Annotated in this window: 1 protein-coding gene; it reads left to right on the top strand. The window is 57.8% G+C overall.

Features of this window, described 5'->3' with window-relative positions; genetic code table 11:
- Positions 1–727 precede the first annotated feature (727 nt).
- Positions 728–1,017 (top strand): nucleoside deaminase (locus CQ12_RS08345; RefSeq protein ID WP_245309804.1); only part of this gene is annotated, 290 nt, incomplete at its 3' end.

The following is a 1,017-nucleotide window of genomic DNA, read 5'->3' on the forward strand; positions in this document are numbered from 1 at the left end:
AAGGTAGAGATACCCGCCGCATGAAGCAGTCTTAAACCAACCCAGATTCGCCTTCGGACGGAACACGCCGGGACGAAGGTGTTCGCAATCTCGAAGTCGTCCTTGCAGGCTTTATGCACCGCGCTCTTCACATCGAGATGCACACCCTTGAACGCCATCATGCGGCGGTTCTTGCATAGATGACCGCGAAAAGAACCATGAACCCGGCAGTGGAGGCACTCTTGCCTATCGGGGTTGACACCGCGTTCGCGACTAAAGAACGGACGACTACGTAGGCACGAGCACGGTCGGTGAGCCGCTCAAGATGCGGCAGCAGGGCAGAGCACGGATCCTACCAGATTCAGCAGGTGATCCGTTTCCTAGGCCGGCTACGATACTAAATGCGCACCTACATGCGCGTTAGTCGCCGAAATCAAGTCGTGCACCACGCAACTAGGGAATAAATCGCAATGACCGAACCTATCATCAAACCAAGGCACAAAGGTGATTCAGTAGAGAGAGCGCAAAGGAGGTTGATCGAGGGACCGAGATGCCTCACACAAAGCCCAGCTGACCGTTGTGAAACGATAGCGGTTGTCGTCGGCTGATGACGCTGCCGAGCATCAGCCATCCCTTGTCCATTGCCGGAAGTCTCGTCGCCGGAAGGTGGATTCAGCGGCCCAACAGTTCCAGCACACAAGCTCAGAGGCGGGCACGCGACTCAGATTGATTGAGGATACTTCGTCAGGTGAGCAACTATTGTCCGCAGCAATCCGATCTGGAGTTGATGCGCCGCTGCGTCGCGCTCGCCAAATCCAGCCGGTCTGACGGAGAATATCCATTTGCCGCGGTCGTCGGCCGGTATGGCGAGGTCGTTTGCGAGGCGCCCAACATGGTGCGACGCGCAAGCGACGTGACGCGCCACGCCGAGATGGTCGCGTTGTCGACCGCCCAGCAGATGCTGCATACTAGGTCGCTCGACGACTGCACGCTGTACTCTACGGTCGAACCCTGCGCCATGTGCGCCTATGCCATTCG

This window comes from Bradyrhizobium jicamae (genome assembly GCF_001440395.1).
Taxonomy (GTDB): Bacteria; Pseudomonadota; Alphaproteobacteria; order Rhizobiales; family Xanthobacteraceae; genus Bradyrhizobium; species Bradyrhizobium jicamae.